We start from the raw sequence: 18940 nt of genomic DNA, 5'->3' as shown, positions 1-18940 counted from the left end.
GCCTACGACGCGCAGCGCTCGGCGGGCAACACCAACGACCTGCGGGGCAAGATCCTGCGGATCAAGGTCAACGCCAACGGCACGTACAGCATCCCGTCCGGGAACCTGTTCGCGCCGGGGACCGCGAACACCCGGCCCGAGATCTACGCGATGGGCTTCCGCAACCCGTTCCGGATGAGCGTCGACAAGGCCACGGGCATCGTCTACGTGGGTGACTACGGCCCCGACGCCGGCACCACCAACGCCAACCGCGGCCCGTCCGGGCAGGTCGAGTTCAACCGGATCACGTCGCCCGGCAACTACGGCTGGCCGTACTGCACCGGCTCGAACACCAGCACCGAGATCTACAACGAGTGGGACTTCGCCGCCGGCACCGGTGGCGCCAAGTACAACTGCGCCGGCGGGCCGACGAACAACTCGTTCCGCAACACGGGCCTGGGCACGCTGCCCGCGGCGCGTCCGGCGTGGATCAAGTACGGCGGCGACAGCGGCAGCCCGACCGAGTTCGGCGGCGGCTCCGAGTCGCCGATGGGCGGCCCCGTGTACCGCTACGACGCCGCGAACCCGTCGGCGACGAAGTGGCCGGCCGCGTTCAACGGCATGTTCTTCGCCGGTGAGTTCGGGCGCGGGTGGATCAAGCCGATCGTCGTCAACAGCGACGGCACCCGCGGCGCGATCGACACGTTCCCGTGGGGCGGCAAGCAGGTCATGGACATGCAGTTCGGCCCCGACGGCGCGCTGTACGTCCTGGACTACGGCACCGGCTACTTCAACGGCGACGCCAACTCGGCCCTGTACCGCTACGACTACGTGGGTGGCGGCAACCGCGCGCCGACCGCCGTCGCGAGCGCCAACAAGACCTCGGGTGCGGCGCCGCTCGCGGTGACGTTCTCCTCCGCCGGGTCCAGCGACCCGGAGGGCGGTCCGCTGACGTACTCGTGGGACTTCGACGGCAACGGCACGCAGGACTCGACCGCGGCGAACCCGTCGTACACGTACAACACCAACGGCAACTACACCGCGACGCTGACCGTGCGGGACAACCAGAACGCCCCGGCCACGTCCAGCGTGCTGATCAGCGTCGGCAACACCGCGCCGACGGTCGTCGTCAACGCCCCGGCGAAGGGCCAGTTGGTCTCGTTCGGCGACAGCGTGCCGTGGAGCGTCACGGTCACCGACCCCGAGGACGGGACGATCGACTGCTCGAAGGTCACCATGACCTACGTGCTCGGCCACGACCAGCACGCCCACCAGATCACCTCGCAGAACGGCTGCACCGGCACGATCACCATCCCGGTCGACGGTGAGCACGACGACGCGGCGAACATCTTCCCGATCTTCGACGCGCAGTACACCGACAAGGGCGGGCTGACCGTCCACGCGCAGAACATCCTCCAGCCGCGCAAGCGGCAGGCGGAGCACTTCAAGACGTCGTCGGGCATCAACACGTTCACCAAGACGACGGCCGAGGGCGGCAAGACGGTCGGCGACATCAACAACGGCGACTGGATCCAGTTCGACCCGTACAAGCTGAACAACGCCACGAGTGTCGCCGTCCGGGCGTCGTCCGGCGGCACCGGTGGCACCGTGCAGTTCCGCACGGGCTCGGCGACGGGCCCGATCATCGGCTCCGCGACGATTCCGGTGACGGGCTCGTGGGAGACGTTCACGACGGTGACCGCGCCGATCTCCGGCGCGCCGGCCGGCACCACGTCGCTGTTCGTGACGTTCGCCGGCACCGGCACCGCCGCGCTGTTCGACGTGGACAGCTTCACCTTCACGACCAGCAGCAGCGGCATCGGCCCGGTCAAGGGGCTCGCCGGCAAGTGCCTCGACGTGCGCAGCGCAGCCACGGCCGACGGTACGCAGATCCAGCTGTACACCTGCAACGGCACCAACGCGCAGACCTGGACCCGCAACGGCCAGACGCTCCAGTCGCTCGGCAAGTGTCTGGACGTGTCCGGTGGCGGCAGCGCCGACGGCACGAAGATCCAGCTGTGGACGTGCAACGGCTCCGGCGCGCAGAACTGGGCGCCGAACGCCGACGGCACGCTGCGCAACCCGCAGTCGGGCAAGTGCCTCGACGTGTCCGGCAACAACTCCGCGGACAGCACGGTCGTGCACCTGTGGACCTGCGTCAGTCCGGCACCCGCCAACCAGAAGTGGACCCTGCCCTAACGAGGTGATCGGGCGCCCGTGCCGCCACACGGGCGCCTCCCTCCCTGCTAAGGAGATTCAGTGCGCAGAATCCTCGCCGGAGCGGGCGCCGCCATCGCCCTCGCCGCATGCTCGCTGTACACCGCCAGCCCGGCCGTCGCCGCCGACGCGCCCTACGACGTGCTCGTGTTCTCCAAGACCGCCGGCTTCCGCCACGACGCGATCCCGGCGGGCATCACCGCGATCCAGCAGCTGGGCGCGGCGAACAACTTCACCGTGACGGCCACCGAGGACGCGACGAAGTTCACCACGGCGAACCTCGCGCAGTACGAGGCGGTCGTCTTCCTCAACACCACCGGCGACGTGCTCAACGACACGCAGCAGACGGCGTTCGAGTCGTACGTGCGCGGCGGCGGCGGATACGTCGGTGTCCACGCGGCCGCGGACACCGAGTACAGCTGGCCGTTCTACGGCAACCTCGTCGGCGCGTGGTTCGCCTCGCACCCGGCGATCCAGCAGGTCAACTCGAAGACCGAGAACCGGGCCCACCCGGCCACGGCGCACCTGCCGCAGACCTGGACCCGCACCGACGAGCTGTACAACTACCAGACCAACCCGCGCAGCAGCGCCCGCGTCCTGGCGACGCTGGACGAGTCGTCCTACTCCGGCGGGTCGATGGGCGCCGACCACCCGATCACCTGGTGCAAGACGATCGACAGCGGCCGGTCGTTCTACACCGGCTTCGGGCACACGCAGGAGTCGTACTCCGACGGCAACTTCCGCAACGAGCTCCTCGGTGGCATCCGGTACGCCGCCAAGCGCGCCAAGGCGGACTGCCGTCCCGAGAGCGGCTACACCGCGATCTACAACGGCGCCACGACCGGCTGGTCGCAGGCCGGCCCCGGCAGCTTCACCAACAGCGACGCGACGCTGACCTCCGTCGGCGGCATGGGCCTGTTCTGGTACAGCGCGAAGCAGTACACGTCGTACTCGCTGAAGGCGGACTGGCGGCTCACCGGTGACAGCAACTCCGGCATCTTCGTCGGCTTCCCGAACCCGGGCACCGACCCGTGGGTCGCCGTCAACCAGGGGTACGAGATCCAGATCGACGCGACCGACGCCGCCGACCGCACCACGGGCGCCATCTACACGTTCAAGTCCGCGGACATCGCGGCCCGCGACGCGGCGCTCAACCCGGCCGGCGAGTGGAACACCTACGAGCTGCTCGTCGAGGGTCAGCGGATCCGGGTGTACCTCAACGGCAGCCTGATCAACGACTTCACCAACACCGACCCGGCCCGCAACCTCGACGGGTACATCGGCATCCAGAACCACGGCAGCGGCGACACGGCCTCGTTCCGCAACGTCCGGATCAAGGACCTCGGCGGGAACCCGTCGACGGACGTGACCGTGCAGGCCGAGTCCTTCAGCTCCGTCAACGGCGCGCAGGCCTTCACCAAGGCCGGCGCCAACAACGGCCAGACCCTCGGCTACATCGACCCGGGCGACTGGGCCGGCTACAACAACGTGAACGTCGGCGGCGCCACGTCCTTCCGGGCGCGGGTCGTGTCCGGCGGGCCCGGCGGCCAGATCCAGATCCGTAACGGCTCGCAGACCGGCACGATCCTCGGCACCGTGAACGTGCCGAACACCGGTAGCTGGGACACCTACGCCAACGTCACCACCACGCTGACCGGCGTCCCGTCGGGCAACGCGAACATCTTCCTCACGTTCACCGGCACGGGCACCGGCCTCTTCGACGTCGACGACATCACGTTCGTGAAGGGTTCGACGCCGCCGACCGGGGTCGGGCCGATCAAGGGCCTGGCCGGCAAGTGCCTCGACGTCCGCAGCAGCGGCACCGCCGACGGCACGCAGATCCAGCTGTACACCTGCAACGGCTCCGGCGCGCAGACCTGGACCCGCAACGGCCAGACCCTGCGGGCCCTCGGCAAGTGCCTCGACGTGTCCGGTGGCGGCAGCGCCGACGGCACGAAGATCCAGCTGTGGACGTGCAACGGCTCCGGCGCGCAGAACTGGGCGCCGAACGCCGACGGCACGCTGCGCAACACACAGTCCGGCAAGTGCCTCGACGTGTCCGGCAACAACTCCGCGGACAGCACCGTCGTGCACCTGTGGACCTGCGTCTCGCCGGTGCCGGCGAACCAGAAGTGGACCCTGCCGTAACGAACCCCTGCTCCACGAAGGGCCCCGGGCACGCGCCCCGGGGCCCTTCCGTTTGGCTCCGGACCGGCGCCGATCATGCAGACGCAGGCGACCGCGCTGAATGGGTGCCAAGGAAGGGACCTTTGTCCAAGGCCCCTGGGCACCTCGCTGATGCGTTTACTTCAGGCGTCGGAGCAGGTCGATGACGTCGGCGTCGTACTCGCGCCACTCGCGGTCCGGCTTGAAGCCCAGCTCGGCGTTGACCTTCAGCAGCGGCTCGTTCTCCGTCGCGTTCCACGTCTGCACGTCCAGCAGGTGCGGCTCGGCGGCCCGCAGCTCGAAGAGCATCCGCGCCTTGATCGCCCGGCTGATGCCGTAGCCACGGTGTGTCGGCACCTCGATGGTGTCGTACTGGTCGGCACGGGTCGGCCGCTGCGCCGGGACGACGACCTCGGTGAGCCCCGCGATCGTGTCGGACGCCTCGTGCACCGCGAGGACGATGTACGGCTTGAGACCGCGCGCGTGCAGCGTCGCCAGGCTGGCCCGTAGCCGCTCCGCGTCGTAGGAGCTGGGCCGCAGCTCCAGGTCCGCCACGACGGACGCCCGCGCCGCCTCCTTCGCCGCCGCGTAGGCCGCGTAGTGCTGCTCCGGCGGGCCGCCAGGGTGATACTCGACCCGGTAGCCCGCGCCGATGCCGGCCGCCATCTCGCCCAGCCGCAGCCAGTCGACCCCGCCCAGGTCCAGCAGGTTGCGCTGCTCGATGAACGCGCACTCGAAGCCGAACGACTCGAAGAACTTGACGCTCGGGGTGCCGCCGATCACCTCGACGCCGACGGACTCGAAGCCCTCCTCGGCGGCCCGGCGGGCCACCGCGGCGAGCAGCGCCGTGCCGACGTGCCCGCGGCGGGCCGCGGGGCGCACCGACAGCTCCAGCACGCCGATCTCCTCCAGCGCGAGCAGGCTCGCGTGGCCGAGCACGTCACCGGACTCGTCGACGGCCAGCCACGACGTGCGCCGCTCGCCCGGCATCGTGACCGCGAGATACTCCCGGAACTTGACGTCGCGCCACGGCGGATCCTCGGGCACGTCGAACGCCACGATCTCGTTGAGGGACCGCAGCACCGCCTCGATCTCAGCCGCGGTCGCGGTCCCCGGGTCCCACTCGCGCACCATCACGGAGTCAAGCTTGCCTACCTTTGTGGCTCAGCGGAAGTACCGCGCCGCAGAGCGTGGCCTTTCATGTACGCGAATCTACGCCGTGCGGTCCCGGCGGCCGTAGTCGTTCGTCGCGTTGAAGACCGCCGTGCGGTACTCGTCCGGGATGTTGTACGAGCGGATGGCGGCGTTCCAGCCCTCCACCGTGGACAGGTCGCGGCCGCCCGCGCACAGGTACGCGGCCGCGGTCAGGGCCGCGTCGTCGATGTCGTTGACGTCGGTCACCCCGTCGGCGTCGGCGTCGATCCCGTACTGCTTCCAGGTGCTCGGCAGGAACTGCATCGGCCCGACCGCCCGGTCCCAGGTCTTGTCGGTGTCGATCGCGCCGCCGTCGGTGTCCTTGATCGCCTGCCGGTTGCTCTGCCCGTCCAGCGGCGGGCCGATGATCGCCGGCACCGACTTGCCGTCGTCCTGCACCAGCGAGCCGCCCGTCCGGCCGTGGTCCGACTCGATCTTCGCGATGCCGGCGAGGGTGGTCCAGGTCAGCTTGCAGCCCGGGGTGGTGCGGGCGGTGATCAGCTCCGCGTACCCGTACGCCTGCAGCGACACCGGCGGGATGTTGAGCTTCACCGCGCGGGGGCCGGCCCACGCGGCCAGGACGTCCGACGGGCGCTCCTTCGTGCCGGCGGGCGGGCTGAACGTCGTCGGCGGCGTCTGCGGCACGGGCGCGTCGCCGGTCTCGATCCCGCCCGGGGTCGCGGTCGGCGGCGGCGGGGCGGAGCTGCCGGCCCGCTGCTCGGACACGGCCGGGACGAGGTACTTGCCGGACGCGTAGGCGGCGCCGAGCACCAGGGCGAGCGCGAGGCCGGTGACGAGCATCCGGCCGCCGGGCCGGCGCAGCCACACCCGCAGCCCCTCGAAGCGGGCCGGCCGGCTCTGCAGGACGTCGGCGGGCGCGTCCGGCTTCCCGGCGGTCGTGGGTGCCGGTGTCGTGGGCGCCGGGTCGCCGGGCTCCTTCGCGGCGTGCTTCGGGACGTGGCGCTGCGACGGCACGCTCGGTGAGGCTGCCGCGGCATTGTCGGTGGTGGATTTGTCGTTTTTCGCCGCTCTTTTACCGTGTTTCGACGGAGGATTCCCCGGGACGGGGTCCTCATCCGGCGCGGGTGAGCGGATCGCGGTCACCGAGAGTGTGTCCACTGTGGTGGGTTTGTGCTCGTCGGGCCGGGGACCGCGGTTCTGTGCCACCCGTCGAGTATTCCGTACTTGCCGCGCACGTGTCACCGTCGCCTAACCTGTGGGGATGCCTCGTTACGAGTACCGGTGCAGGGCCTGCGGCGACACGTTCGAAGTCCAGCGGCCGATGGCTGAAGCCAATGCGAACGCCGCATGTCCGGCGGGCCACGACGACACGGTGAAGCTGCTGTCGACGGTCGCCGTCAATGGTGTCAACGCCGCGGGCATCTCGCAGCGTCCTTCCGGTGGTGGATGTTGCGGCGGCTCGTGCGGTTGTTGATGCATTGTTACGGGCCGGTTTCGCAATAACCGCCGGACGGCTTTGATGTTGTGGCCCAGCGTGCCACAACTCGGCCGGTCAGGTTGTCGTTACGTCACGCGAAACCCACTCGAGCTTCACCCCCGTATGCTTGCTGACCTGCTTGGAAGAGTGCAGACCAACGTCTGTCCGACCTTGAGGACGACTGGTTGGGGACCGTTTCTACGATGCGCGCGACCCAGGGGTGGGGAAACATGGGTCACGCCTGAAAAGGGAGGCGGGGTTTCACGTGTCGGCGCGGACGCATCTGCCCAGCGGGCTGGTGACATTCCTGTTCACCGACATCGAGGGCTCGACTCGACTTGCCCAGATGCTCGGCACGGGATACCGGCCGGTGCTCCAGGAGCACCGGCAGGTGATCCGTCGCGCACTGTCCAAAGCGGACGGTGTTGAACTCTTCACCGAGGGTGACTCGCTCTTCGTCGCGTTCGCCGACGCCGCCGCCGCGCTCACCGCCTGCATCGAGGCGCAGCGCGAGCTCGCCGCCCACGACTGGCCGGCCGCGCCCGACGGGTCCGACGCCCGGCCGAGGGTCCGCATGGGCCTGCACACCGGGTTCGCCGAGCCCTACGGCGGGGAGTACACGTCGCCGGAGGTGCACCGCGCGGCCCGCGTCGCCGCCGCCGCCCACGGCGGGCAGGTCCTGTGCTCCGCGGCCACCGCCGGCCGCGTCGGCGGGCTCGACGACGCCCTCGGCGACGACGCCTACCTGCTCGACCTGGGCCTGCACCGGCTGCGCGGCTTCGACGGCTGCGAGCGGATCTTCCAGCTGGTCGCCCCGGGCCTGGACCGCCAGTTCCCCCGGCCGCGCACCATCGACGCGCCCGCCCACAACCTGCCGGTGCAGACGACCCGGTTCATCGGCCGCGCCGCCGAACGCGCCGCCGTGCGCGACCTCGTCGGCGCCCACCGCCTCGTCACCGTCGTCGGCGCCGGCGGCGCCGGCAAGACCCGCCTCGCCGTCGAGGCCGCCGGTGAGCTCGTCGAGCAGTTCCGCGACGGGGTCTGGTTCACCGACCTCAGCGCCGTCGCGACCAGCGACCTCGTCGACGTCGCCGTCGCGGCCGCCGTCGGGCTGCGCCCCGAGCCGGGCCGGCCCGTCATCCAGACCCTCGCCGACCACGTCCGCGACCGGCGGATGCTGTTCCTGCTCGACACGTCCGACGCGCAGCTGCCCGCGGCCCGCCGGCTCGTGTCGCGGCTGCTGTCCACCGGACCGGAGGTCACCGTCCTGGCGACCAGCCGCGAGCCACTCGGCCTCGCCGGCGAGGTCGTCTGGCGGATCCCGCCGCTGTCGGTCGAGGCGGCCAGCGGCGGCGGGTTCAGCGACGCCGTCGCGCTGCTGGTCGACCGGGCCTCCGCCGCGCGGGGCGGCCGGCCTGCCGAGCCCGGCGACATCGCCCAGCTCACCCGGGTCGCCGAGGCCCTGGAAGGGCTGCCGCTCGCGCTGGAGCTCGCCGCGGCGCGGCTGCGGCTGCTGTCCGCCGCGCAGCTCGCGGCCCGCATCGACGACGTCCTCGGCACCCTGGACGCCGGCCGCGGCGCCCCGGCCGACGCCGACGTCCCCGGCAACCGGCACCGCACGATGCAGGCCGCCGTGGACTGGTCGTACCGGACGCTCGACGACCGCGCCGCCCGGCTGCTGCGCCGGCTGTCGGTCTTCGCCAGCCCCGTCGACCTGCCCGCGATCGAGTGGCTGCACGACGGCGACCCCCTCGACCCGCTCGCGACCCTCGTCGACAAGTCCCTGCTGCAGGCGGAGGCCGGCGCGACGAACGCGACCTATCGCATGCTCGACCCGATCCGCGCCTACGCCGCCCGGCTCCTCGTCGAGGCCGGCGAGGAGGAGCCGGCCCGGGAGCGGCACGTCGCCTGGTGCCTCCAGGCCGCGCACGACGCCCACGTCGACGCCGAGGGGCGGCCCGTCACGCTGTCGCTCTACACCCTCGACCCGCTCGCCGACGAGCTGCGGGCGGCCCTGCACTGGACCGTGACCCGCGGCAGCGCCCGGCAGGGCCTCGCCGTCGCCGGCGCGCTCGACCAGTGGTGGCGGGAGCGCGGCCTGGTCCGTGAGGGTCGCATGTGGCTGTTCCGCCTGTACGAGCGGATCAGCGCGACCGGTGAGCCCGTCCCCGACACGGAGCTCGCGGCGGCCTACCACATGCACTCCCTGCACGCGGGCGCCGACGGTGAGACGGTCGAGGAGCTGCGTTTCTCGCAGCGGGCCGAGGCCGCGGCGCGCCGGGCCGGCGACCCCGGGCTGCTCGCGCGGGTGCTCGCCGGGCGGGGCGCGCCGCTGCTGGACATGGGCCGCTTCGACGAGGCGGAGCGCGGCTGCCGGGAGGTGATCGCCCTCGCCGAGGAGCAGGGCGTCGCGGGGGAGACGCTCTTCGCCGTCTACGCCCTCGCGCAGCTGCTGTGGCGCCGTGGCGCGCTCGACGAGGCCGCCGACCTGCTGGCGTCCGCTCGCACGCTGGAGAACTCCCGCCCGACGGAGCGCGGCCGGCGCACCGTCGACATGCTGCTCGGCATGGTCGCGCTGTCCCGCGGCGACCTGGTCGCGGCGCACGACCACCTGATCGTGGCGCTGCGGTCGCGGATGAGCTTCGGCTTCCACCTGCGGGTGTGCGAGGCGCTGATGGCGATCGCGGTGCGCTGCTCCCTCGCCGGCGAGACCGGCACCGCGGCGCGGCTCTTCGGCGCCGCCCAGGCGGCCAGGGTGCGGCTGCGCTGCTCCGCCGGCGGGTTCGGCGCGTACTGGACGGAGCAGCAGGCCGCGCTGCGCACCGCGATGGGCGACGCGGACTTCGACGAGGCCTACGCCGCCGGTGGCGCGCTGAGCCTGGAGGAGTCGGTGGCCCTGGCCCTGACGATCGAGCACCCGGACCTGGTGGCCGGCTCGATCCGCTTCTCCGCCGCCGAATAGCCGGAGCCGGACAGCCAGATGGGGTGACAGCCCGCCGGGGGATTACCCCGTTGCACTGCCACCCCACCTCAGGGAGGGCTCACCGACGTGTCGGTGCGCTACCTCTTCAGACGCATCGGCTCCTGTACAGGTTGCCTACAGGATCGTGTACAGGACGGTCTACAGGATCGTCCACGTGTCGCCGCTGTTGAGCAGGGCGCCGAGCTCCTCCTCGGGGGTGCCCTTCGCCTTGGCCTTCGCCGTGGTGAGCTGGTCGCGGACCAGGTCGTCGTAGGCGGGCCGCTCCACATTGCGGAACACCCCGATCGGCGTGTTGCGCAGGTCGAGGCCCGGCAGCCGGGACAGCGCGAACGCGTACGCAGGCTCGGCGACCGACTCGTCGTGCACGACGATCTCCTCCGGCGCCGCCGACGCCGTCGGCACCACCGACAGGCCGAAGCCGCCCGGCGGGTGCGTCACCGCCCACTCGCCGTCCTTGCCGAACGTGATCGGCTGGCCGTGCTCCAGGCGGATCGTGAAGTCGTCCCTGGTGGCGGGCTCCTTCAGCGCGTCGAACGCGCCGTCGTTGAAGATGTTGCAGTTCTGGTAGATCTCCACGAACGCCGACCCGCGGTGATCGGCCGCGGCCCGCAGCACCGACTGCAGGTGCTTGCGGTCGGAGTCGATGGTGCGGGCGACGAAGCTCGCCTCCGCGCCCAGGGCCAGGGAGATCGGGTTGAACGGCGAGTCCGCCGAGCCCGCCGGCGTCGACTTCGTGATCTTGCCGATCTCCGACGTGGGCGAGTACTGCCCCTTCGTCAGGCCGTAGATCTTGTTGTTGAACAGCAGGATCTTCAGGTTGACGTTGCGGCGCAGCGCGTGGATCAGGTGGTTGCCGCCGATCGACAGCGCGTCTCCGTCGCCGGTCACCACCCACACCGACAGGTCGGGGCGGGACACCGACAGGCCGCTCGCGATCGCCGGCGCGCGGCCGTGGATCGAGTGCATGCCGTAGGTGTTCATGTAGTACGGGAAGCGCGACGAGCAGCCGATGCCGGAGACGAAGACGATCCGCTCGCGCGGGATGCCGAGCTCCGGCATGAACGACTGGACCGCGGCCAGGATCGCGTAGTCCCCGCAGCCGGGGCACCAGCGCACCTCCTGGTCGGACTTGAAGTCCTTCATCGTCAGCTTGAGTGCCTCAGGCATTCTTGACCACTTCCTCCAGCACGGACTCCAGCTCCGCGGCGGTGAAGGGCAGGCCGCGGACCTGGTTGTACGCGATCGCGTCGATCAGGAACTTCGAACGGATGACGCCGGCCAGCTGGCCGAGGTTCATCTCGGGGATGACGACCTTGTCGTAGGCCGCGAGCACCGCGCCGAGGTTCTTCGGCATCGGCGACAGGTGCCGCAGGTGCGCCTGCGCGATCGGCAGCCCGCGCTGGCGCAGGGCCCGCGCGGCGGCGCCGATCGGGCCGTAGGTGGAGCCCCAGCCGAGCACCAGCACGCGGGCGGTGCCGTCGGGGTCCTCGACCTCGACGTCGGGCACCTCGATGCCCTCGATCCGGGCGGCGCGGGTGCGCACCATGAAGTCGTGGTTGGCGGGGTCGTAGGAGATGTCGCCGGTCTTGTCGGCCTTCTCCAGGCCGCCGATGCGGTGCTCCAGGCCGGGCGTGCCGGGGACCGCCCACGGGCGGGCGAGGGTCACCGGGTCGCGCAGGTACGGCAGGAACGTCGTGCCGTCCTCGCTGTTGGGCTCGGTCGCGAACTCGGTCCGCAGGTCCGGCAGGTCCGCGACCTCCGGCAGCCGCCACGGCTCGGAGCCGTTGGCGATGTACCCGTCGGAGAGCAGGATCACCGGGGTGCGGTAGGTCAGCGCGATCCGGGCCGCCTCGATCGCGGCGTTGAAGCAGTCGGCGGGGGAGCGCGGCGCGATGACCGCCACCGGGGCCTCGCCGTGCCGGCCGAACAGCGCCATGTTGAGGTCGGCCTGCTCGGTCTTGGTCGGCAGGCCGGTGGACGGGCCGGCCCGCTGCACGTCGATGATGAGCAGCGGCAGCTCCAGGGCCACCGCGAGGGAGATGGTCTCGCCCTTGAGGGCGACACCCGGGCCCGACGTGGTCGTCACGCCCAGCGCGCCGCCGTAGGACGCGCCGAGGGCCACGCCGATCGCGGCGATCTCGTCCTCGGCCTGCACCGTCGTCACGCCGAACTTCTTGTGCTTGCTCAGCTCGTGCAGGATGTCCGACGCGGGCGTGATCGGGTACGCGCCCAGGAAGACGGGCAGCTCCGCCCGTACACCTGCCGCGACGACACCGAGAGCGAGCGCGGCGTTGCCGGTGATGTTGCGGTAGTTGCCCGCGGTCATCTTGGCGGGCTTGACCTCGTAGCGGACCGCGAACGCCTCGGTCGTCTCGCCGAAGTTCCACCCCGCGTTGAAGGCGGCGATGTTGGCGGCGACGAGCTCCGGCCGGGCGGCGAACTTGCGCTCCAGGAAGCGCAGCGTCGACTCGTGCGGGCGGGAGTACATCCACGACAGGAGGCCGAGGGCGAACATGTTCTTGGCCCGCTCGGCGTCCTTCTTCGACACGCCGTGCGACTCCAGCGCCTTCACGGTCATCGACGTCAGCCCGACCGGCGCGACGGCCCAGCCCTCGAGCGAGCCGTCCTCGAGCGGGTTGCTGGCGTAGCCGACCTTCGCCAGGTTGCGCTTCGTGAACTCGTCGGTGTTGACGATGATCGAGGCGCCCTTGGGCAGGTCGGCGAGGTTGGCCTTCAGCGCCGCCGGGTTCATCGCCACCAGGACGTTGGGTGCGTCGCCCGGCGTCAGGATGTCGAAGTCGGCGAAGTGGACCTGGAAGCTCGACACGCCCGGCAGGGTGCCGGCGGGCGCGCGGATCTCCGCGGGGAAGTTGGGCAAGGTCGAGATGTCGTTGCCGAGCTGCGCGGTTTCCGACGTGAAACGGTCACCGGTGAGCTGCATGCCGTCGCCGGAGTCGCCAGCGAACCTGATGACCACTCGATCCAGCTGGCGGACCTGCTTGGTCACGTGAGCTGACCTCCTGTTTAAGCCGGCGGAGCGGGGATGCGGTGGTGCGACGACATCGTCGAGCCGGCCCGATCCTTCTGTCACTCAGAGGGTACGTCGAAGGTCCGCGCCTGCCGCCTTCGCAGGTGCCGCTGTGCGTCGGATCCCGGATTTGTGCGGCTGACGTCGAACCGCGCAAACACCACTATTCTGCGCTTACTCCTCCGGCTGCCGGAAGCTGGAGCCCGCGACGGGGCCCTTCGGCAGCCTCGGCAGCGTCAATGACCTGGGCATCGGCGTGCGCTGGGGCAGCGGCGGTAGATCTTCGTCACTTCTTCGCGGCTCCGGTACCAATCTCTGGGACGCATCGTCCCGTGGACCGGAATCGTCTCGCATGCCGGGCGCATCGGTGGTCGCGGACTCGTCCCGCAGGCGTCGCCGCAGCGAGAACACGACCAGGAACCCCACCAGCGCGACCAGTCCGATGATCCCGCCGATGAACGGCAGGCTGGACAGCTGGCTGCCGGTCACGGCCACCGGCGACACCGGGGCGTCGGTGGGGAGCTCCACCTCGCCGGCGAGCGGCGGACCGGTGATCTTGTAGTCGGTGCGGGTCTCGACCGGATCCAGGCCGATCGGCGCCAGGTAGCCGTGCACCGCGCCCGTCAGCGGCACCTCGGCCCGGGCGGAGGCGCTGATCGACAGCACGAAACCGGCCGGCACCTCCTTGCCCGCGGCGACGTCGCCCAGCTCGCAGCGCGACCGCTCGGGCGACAGCTTCCGCTGTGCCCGGCAGACGCTCGGGAACGACACCACGTCGACCCCGGGCGGGGTGACCACCTCGACCGCGCCGGCGGCCTTCGCCGAGCCGGTATTGCGCAGCTTGACCTGGAGCGTGGCGGTTTCGGTGCGCGGCGTCGCCTGCGCCGGGAGGGTCAAGGGGTCGGCTGTCAACTCGATGCCGGGCACCGGGGGCTTCGTGCTGAACGTGATTGAGAAGTTCCGCACTTTCTCCGGGAAGTTCTCCATCACGGCCGTCACGTTGCCGGACCCGGACAGCCGCCAGGCGTCCGGCGCGACGTCGACGTCGACCACGACCCGGCCGATCTTCCCCGGCGCGAGCGGGCAGGAGAAGCTCAGGGTGCCGTTGCTGGTCCGGCAGCCGTCGATGCCGTAGCCGCCGGTCGCGCGGGTCCCGCTGGGGAAGGTGTAGAAGCCGGTGATGGTCTCCGGGGTCTCGCCGAGGTTCTGGACCGAGACGACCAGCTTCGAGGCGCCGTTGCCCTGCCAGTACGCGTCGCCGAGGACCACGTCGCTCACCGACACCGTGAACTTGCGCACCTTCTGCGCCGGTGGCGGCGGTGCCTTGGTCGTCGGGCGCGGCGCCGGGGACTGCGTCGTCGGATTCTCGGTCGGCGAGGCCGGCGGTGTCGGCGGCTCCGTGGTGACCGGCGGATCCGTCGGCGCCGTGGTCGACTCCTCCGGGTCCGGCTCCGCGTACGCGGCCGGGGTGAGCGTGAAGAGCAACGCGCAGGAGGTGCTCAGCGCGACGAAGGCAGCACGAAGCCGGGCGCGGCGGCGCGCGGGTGCTTCCATGGGGGCGTCCTCGTATCCTGGCGGCGGTCCGCTTGCTGCTTGATTGCCGTGCGGCAAAGAAGCCCATTATCTAGACAAGTTCTGGTTTCGGCATGTCGGAGTTCGTGGTTATGCGAGTACGGTGCGTGTCGTGAGTGGCTATCTAGGTGGTTATGCGACGCTCGGCCTCCTGCTTCTGGTCGGTGCCGGCGTTTTTGTGGCCGCCTTTACGACCGCTCGGCTGCTGGGACCGCGCCGATCGGCGGACAGCGGGGCGACCGCCGCGAAGTTCGACACCTACGAATGCGGGCTCGATCCGGTGGGCGGCGACTGGGCGCAGGCGCAGATCCGGTACTACGTGTACGCGTTCCTGTACGCACTGTTCGCGGTGGAGAGCGTGTTCCTCTTCCCCTGGGCCGTGATCTTCGACCGGCCCGGGTTCGGGACCGCCGCGGTCGTCGAGATGGCGATCTTCGTGGCGGTCCTCGCCCTGGGGATCCTCTACGCGTGGCGCAAGCGCATCCTGCGCTGGACCTGACGCGGGTCCTTGCCTGGATCAGGCCCGGTTCAGGCCCGGTTCAGGCCAGGCCGCGCCGGGCGACCGCGGGCTGCCGGTCGCCCCTGATCGCCGCCACCGTGTCCAGGACCCGGCGGGTCGCCCGCACCTGGTGGGCCCGGAAGACCCGCGCGCCCAGCCACGCCGACACCGCCGTGGCCGCCAGGGTGCCCTCCAGGCGCTCGCCGACCGGCAGGTCGAGGGTCTCGCCGATGAAGTCCTTGTTCGACAGCGCCACCAGCACGGGCCAGCCGGTCGCGGTCATCTCGCCGAGCCGGTTGGTGATGGCGAGCGAGTGCCGTGTGTTTTTCCCGAAGTCGTGCGCCGGATCGATGAGGATGCCGTCCCTGCGGACCCCCAGGGCGACCGCCCGCTCGGCGAGGGCCGTGACTGTCCGTACGACATCCTCGACGGGATCCGCGAACGCCACCCGATGCGGGCGGGTCCTCGGGGTGAGCCCGCCGGCGTGGGAGCAGACCAGGCCCGCGCCGGTCTCCGCGGCGACGACGGCGAGGTCCGGGTCGGCGCCCGCCCACGTGTCGTTGATCAGGTCCGCGCCGGCCGCGATCACCTCCCGGGCCACCTCCGCCCGCCACGTGTCGATGGAGATGACCACGTCAGGGAAGCGCTCCCGGACCTTCGCGACCGTCGGCAGCGTCCGGCGCAGCTCCTCCGCGGCGTCCACGGTGCTGCCCGGGCCGGCCTTCACCCCGCCGATATCGATGATGTCCGCGCCCTCGCCGACCGCCGCCTCGACCGCCCGCAGCGCCGCGTCCTCGGCGAACGTCGCGCCCTTGTCGAAGAACGAGTCCGGCGTCCGGTTCACGATCGCCATCACCGCGTAGTCACTGTCGGTGAACTGCCGGCCGCCCAGCCGAAACATCATGGATCCTCCGTCTTTCCTTCAGATGGGTGTGCCGGGGTCGCCCGCGCCCAGTCAGCGTGCCACGATTCCCCCTATGGCTGAGTTCCTCCTGGTGTTGATCGCCGCCGTGGTCGTCGGGGCCATCGGGTTCGGCGTGTCCTTGTTGATCACCGGCGACGACCCGGGGATCGAAGGTCACGAGCCCGACGGGCGCGCGGTGCCCCTGCCGTCCTCCCGCCCCCTGGTCGAGGGCGACGTCGGGCAGGTCCGCTTCGACACCACCCTCCGCGGGTACCGGATGGCGCAGGTCGACGCGGCGCTGCGCCGCGCCGGCTATGACATCGGCTACAAGGAGGAGCTGATCCAGGTCCTCGAGGCCGAGGTCAAGGCGCTGCGCGACGGGCGCACCGAGGACGCCGACGCGCTGCGCGACGCCCGCGAGGCCGCGGTCACCGGTGCCGGCGGCAACGTCGTGCTGTCCTCGCCGTCCGGCTCGTCCGACTCGGAGTCCGAGTCGGAGTCGGCGGCCGAGCCCGCCGTCGTCGACCTGGACAAGCGGGCCACCGACGACGACAGCACCGCGCACACCTGGGGCGCGCCCTCCCCGGTGGTGAAGTGACCGATTCGTCCTTCGACGACGAGGCCGCCCGGCCCGGCACCGGCGAGGTGACCGCGACGGTGATCGTCCGGGCGCCCGCCGAGCGGGTCTTCGCCGCGCTCATCGACTGGCCCCGGCAGAGCGACTGGATCCCGTTCACCACGGTCCGGGTCCTGTCCGGGGACGGCGGCGAGGGCAGCTCGATCGAGGCCGTCACGCGTGTCGGACCGGCCGCGCTGCGCGACCTCATGCGGGTGGTGAAGGTCGATCCCCCGTACGAGGTCCGCGTCGTGCACCACGGCAAGGTGCTGCGCGGCCCCGGGGTCCTGCGCTGCACGCCGCTGGGCAGCAACCGCACCCAGGTCGTCTGGCACGAATGGTTCCACCTGCCGGCCGGGGCCGCCGGGAAGGCGGCCTGGCCGGTCCTCTGGCCCGGCTCCAAGGTCAGCCTCACCGGTGCCCTGCGACGCTTCGCCCGGCTCGTCGAGACGGGGAAACTGTCGTAGGCCTGCAGTACATTGCGGGGCGTGGTTGATGTGGTGGTGGGCGACGACGGGCTCGCCAGGTGTGCGTGGGGCGCCTCGACGCCCGATTACGCGGTCTATCACGACACCGAGTGGGGCCGGCCCGTCCGCGACGACAACGGGCTCTTCGAGCGGCTCACCCTGGAGGCCTTCCAGTCCGGCCTGTCGTGGATCACGATCCTGCGCAAGCGGCCCGCGTTCCGCGCCGCGTTCGCGGACTTCGACATCGCCAAGGTCGCCGAGTTCGGCGAGGCCGACGTCGAGCGGCTCCTCGGCGACGCCGGCATCGTGCGCAACCGGGCGAAGATCGAGGCCGCCGTCGCCAATGCCCGCGCCGCCGCCGACCTCCCCGACGGGATCGCCGCGCTGCTGTGGTCCTTCGCACCCGAGCCGCGAGCCGCCCGCCCCGCCAGCTTCGCCGAGGTGCCGGCCTCGACCGACCAGTCAAAAGCGCTGGCCAAGGCCCTGAAGCGGCACGGGTTCAGGTTCGTCGGCCCGACGACGGCTTATGCCCTCATGCAGGCCACCGGCATGGTCGACGATCATCTCGCCACTTGTTTTGTGCAGCTCGACCGGCCATGATCCGGACTGACGACCGCCCGGTGAGTGACTGGAGTGTGGACTGATGACCGCCGAGTTCGCCGCCGACTACGGGGGTCCACTCGAACTGGTCGAATATGACCCGAACTGGCCCGCGAAGTTCGCCTATTACCGCGACGAGCTGGCCGACGCACTCGGCCCGGTGGCGCTGCGCATCGAGCACATCGGCTCCACGGCCGTTCCGGGCCTCGCCGCGAAGAACGTCATCGACATCCTGGTCGTCGTCGCCGACGAGCATGACCGCGACGGCTACCGCCCCGCGGTCGAGTCGACCGGCATGGCCCTGGCCCACCGCGACCCGGCCGCCTCCTGGTCGTTCTACCGCCCGGCCACACCGCCGCGCACCCGGCACGTCCACGTCACGTCGCGCGGCTCCTCGCACGAGCGGGTCCAGCTGCTCTTCGTCGACTTCCTGCGCAACCACGACCTCGCCGCCGACGCCTATGCCCAGGTGAAGCGCCGCCTCGCCGTCCGCTTCGCCGACGATCGCGAGGGCTACACCCGCGCCAAGACCGACTTCATCTTCGACATGCTCGACCGCGCCGAGCAGTGGGCCGACCAGACCGGCTGGACCGTCGAGGAGCGGTAGTCGCCTGTCTCACGACTCCCGCAGGCCCGGCTGCTGTCGATCACGGCCGGATGGTGGAATGGGGGCATGGCGAAGTGGGCGGTGGTTGTCTCCGGGGAGCGGTACGAGCAGGAGCGGCTCTACGCCTCGCCGGTCGTGCCGGGGACCACGCTTCCCGCCGGGGACGAGGCGCTGCTGGTCGCGGCGGTCGAGCCGCCCGTGGTGTTCGGCGTCGCCCGGGCCGACGGTGAGGGGCACCTGCGCTACACCGTGGACCTGATCGCGGCGCCGGTGCCGTTCGGCGGGAGCCTGGAGCAGGGCGAGCACCGCCTGGACGAGGCGGCGTTCGTCGCGGTCGCGCGGGAGGTCACGAGCGCGACGAAGCAGCCCGAGGCGAAGCGGACCTGGCTGGTGAGCGTCGACCTGCCGATCGAGGCGGCGTCGCCGGGCGAGGCGGTGCGGGAGTTCTGGACCTACGTGCGCGACCTCGGCCCGGCCGAGCTGCCCGCGTTCGTCTGGCCGGCCGGCGACGAGCTCGCCATGCAGGCGTTCGTGCTCGGCGCCGAGGCCAACCAGGATCCTGAAGAGGACTAGAACCAACGCCGTTCAGTTAGGTGGTTCGGTGGTTCGTCAAGGGCGTGTCTGAGACGTGAAGCAGCGGAGCTCCGGTATAGAGGGTGGTCACTCTAAG

At 71.1% G+C, this 18940-nt stretch carries 16 protein-coding genes; 10 read left to right on the top strand and 6 right to left on the bottom strand.

Annotated features, from left to right (window positions below; translation table 11 throughout):
- A partial coding sequence (locus AB0I21_RS55410; protein WP_360573808.1) for a carbohydrate-binding protein occupies positions 1-2178 on the top strand: 2178 nt, incomplete at its 5' end.
- 60 nt (positions 2179-2238) lie between these two features.
- Positions 2239-4344, top strand: coding sequence for a ThuA domain-containing protein (locus AB0I21_RS55405; RefSeq protein WP_360573806.1), 2106 nt, complete (start codon positions 2239-2241; stop codon positions 4342-4344).
- Positions 4345-4500: 156 nt separating this feature from the next.
- Here the strand turns inward: AB0I21_RS55405 and AB0I21_RS55400 are convergent, their stop codons facing one another.
- Positions 4501-5496: a GNAT family N-acetyltransferase gene (locus AB0I21_RS55400; RefSeq protein ID WP_360573810.1), complete on the bottom strand. Its 996-nt coding sequence runs from the start codon at positions 5494-5496 to the stop codon at positions 4501-4503.
- Positions 5497-5574: 78 nt separating this feature from the next.
- Positions 5575-6531 (bottom strand): lytic murein transglycosylase, encoded by a 957-nt coding sequence (locus tag AB0I21_RS55395; RefSeq protein WP_360573804.1) that lies wholly within the window; start codon positions 6529-6531, stop codon positions 5575-5577.
- Positions 6532-6778: 247 nt separating this feature from the next.
- Here AB0I21_RS55395 and AB0I21_RS55390 point away from each other — a divergent pair, with 247 nt between their 5' ends.
- Entirely contained in the window at positions 6779-6991 is a 213-nt protein-coding gene (locus AB0I21_RS55390; protein WP_344512094.1) for a zinc ribbon domain-containing protein, read from the top strand.
- Between the two features lie 268 nt (positions 6992-7259).
- Positions 7260-9956 carry an adenylate/guanylate cyclase domain-containing protein gene (locus AB0I21_RS55385; protein WP_360573802.1) on the top strand — a complete coding sequence of 899 codons (2697 nt, stop codon included), beginning with the start codon at positions 7260-7262 and terminating at the stop codon, positions 9954-9956.
- Between the two features lie 159 nt (positions 9957-10115).
- On the opposite strand, the gene AB0I21_RS55380 is transcribed toward AB0I21_RS55385, so the two are convergent.
- From AB0I21_RS55380 to AB0I21_RS55370, 3 genes are all read right to left on the bottom strand, one after another.
- Positions 10116-11144, bottom strand: coding sequence for a 2-oxoacid:ferredoxin oxidoreductase subunit beta (locus tag AB0I21_RS55380; RefSeq protein WP_360573800.1), 1029 nt, complete (start codon positions 11142-11144; stop codon positions 10116-10118).
- On the bottom strand, positions 11137-12984 hold the full coding sequence (locus AB0I21_RS55375) for a 2-oxoacid:acceptor oxidoreductase subunit alpha (RefSeq protein WP_354901406.1): 1848 nt from the start codon (positions 12982-12984) through the stop codon (positions 11137-11139). The genes AB0I21_RS55380 and AB0I21_RS55375 overlap by 8 nt, the downstream gene beginning before the upstream one ends.
- A 195-nt stretch (positions 12985-13179) precedes the next feature.
- On the bottom strand, positions 13180-14559 hold the full coding sequence (locus AB0I21_RS55370) for a hypothetical protein (protein ID WP_360573798.1): 1380 nt from the start codon (positions 14557-14559) through the stop codon (positions 13180-13182).
- 130 nt (positions 14560-14689) lie between these two features.
- On the opposite strand from AB0I21_RS55370, the gene AB0I21_RS55365 reads away from it, so the two are divergent.
- On the top strand, positions 14690-15076 hold the full coding sequence (locus tag AB0I21_RS55365) for an NADH-quinone oxidoreductase subunit A (RefSeq protein WP_360573796.1): 387 nt from the start codon (positions 14690-14692) through the stop codon (positions 15074-15076).
- Positions 15077-15116: 40 nt separating this feature from the next.
- Here AB0I21_RS55365 and folP read toward each other — a convergent pair whose 3' ends face one another.
- Positions 15117-15980 carry a dihydropteroate synthase gene (gene folP, locus AB0I21_RS55360; RefSeq protein WP_344512102.1) on the bottom strand — a complete coding sequence of 288 codons (864 nt, stop codon included), beginning with the start codon at positions 15978-15980 and terminating at the stop codon, positions 15117-15119.
- Between the two features lie 73 nt (positions 15981-16053).
- On the opposite strand from folP, the gene AB0I21_RS55355 reads away from it, so the two are divergent.
- The 5 genes from AB0I21_RS55355 to AB0I21_RS55335 all read left to right on the top strand — a co-directional run bounded on the left by AB0I21_RS55355 (position 16054) and on the right by AB0I21_RS55335 (position 18843).
- Positions 16054-16578: a DivIVA domain-containing protein gene (locus tag AB0I21_RS55355; protein ID WP_360573793.1), complete on the top strand. Its 525-nt coding sequence runs from the start codon at positions 16054-16056 to the stop codon at positions 16576-16578.
- Entirely contained in the window at positions 16575-17063 is a 489-nt protein-coding gene (locus AB0I21_RS55350; RefSeq protein ID WP_360573791.1) for an SRPBCC family protein, read from the top strand. The genes AB0I21_RS55355 and AB0I21_RS55350 overlap by 4 nt, the downstream gene beginning before the upstream one ends.
- A 21-nt stretch (positions 17064-17084) precedes the next feature.
- Entirely contained in the window at positions 17085-17663 is a 579-nt protein-coding gene (locus AB0I21_RS55345; RefSeq protein WP_360573789.1) for a DNA-3-methyladenine glycosylase I, read from the top strand.
- A 43-nt stretch (positions 17664-17706) separates the two neighbouring features.
- Positions 17707-18270, top strand: coding sequence for a GrpB family protein (locus tag AB0I21_RS55340; protein ID WP_360573787.1), 564 nt, complete (start codon positions 17707-17709; stop codon positions 18268-18270).
- Between the two features lie 66 nt (positions 18271-18336).
- Positions 18337-18843, top strand: a complete 507-nt coding sequence (locus tag AB0I21_RS55335) for a hypothetical protein (RefSeq protein ID WP_360573785.1) — start codon at positions 18337-18339, stop codon at positions 18841-18843.
- Positions 18844-18940 lie beyond the last annotated feature (97 nt).

This window comes from Dactylosporangium sp. NPDC050588 (assembly GCF_040654975.1).
GTDB lineage: Bacteria > Actinomycetota > Actinomycetes > Mycobacteriales > Micromonosporaceae > Dactylosporangium > Dactylosporangium maewongense.
The sequence above is the reverse complement of the archived record's forward strand: the minus strand, read 5'-3'. Positions and strand labels throughout refer to the sequence as shown.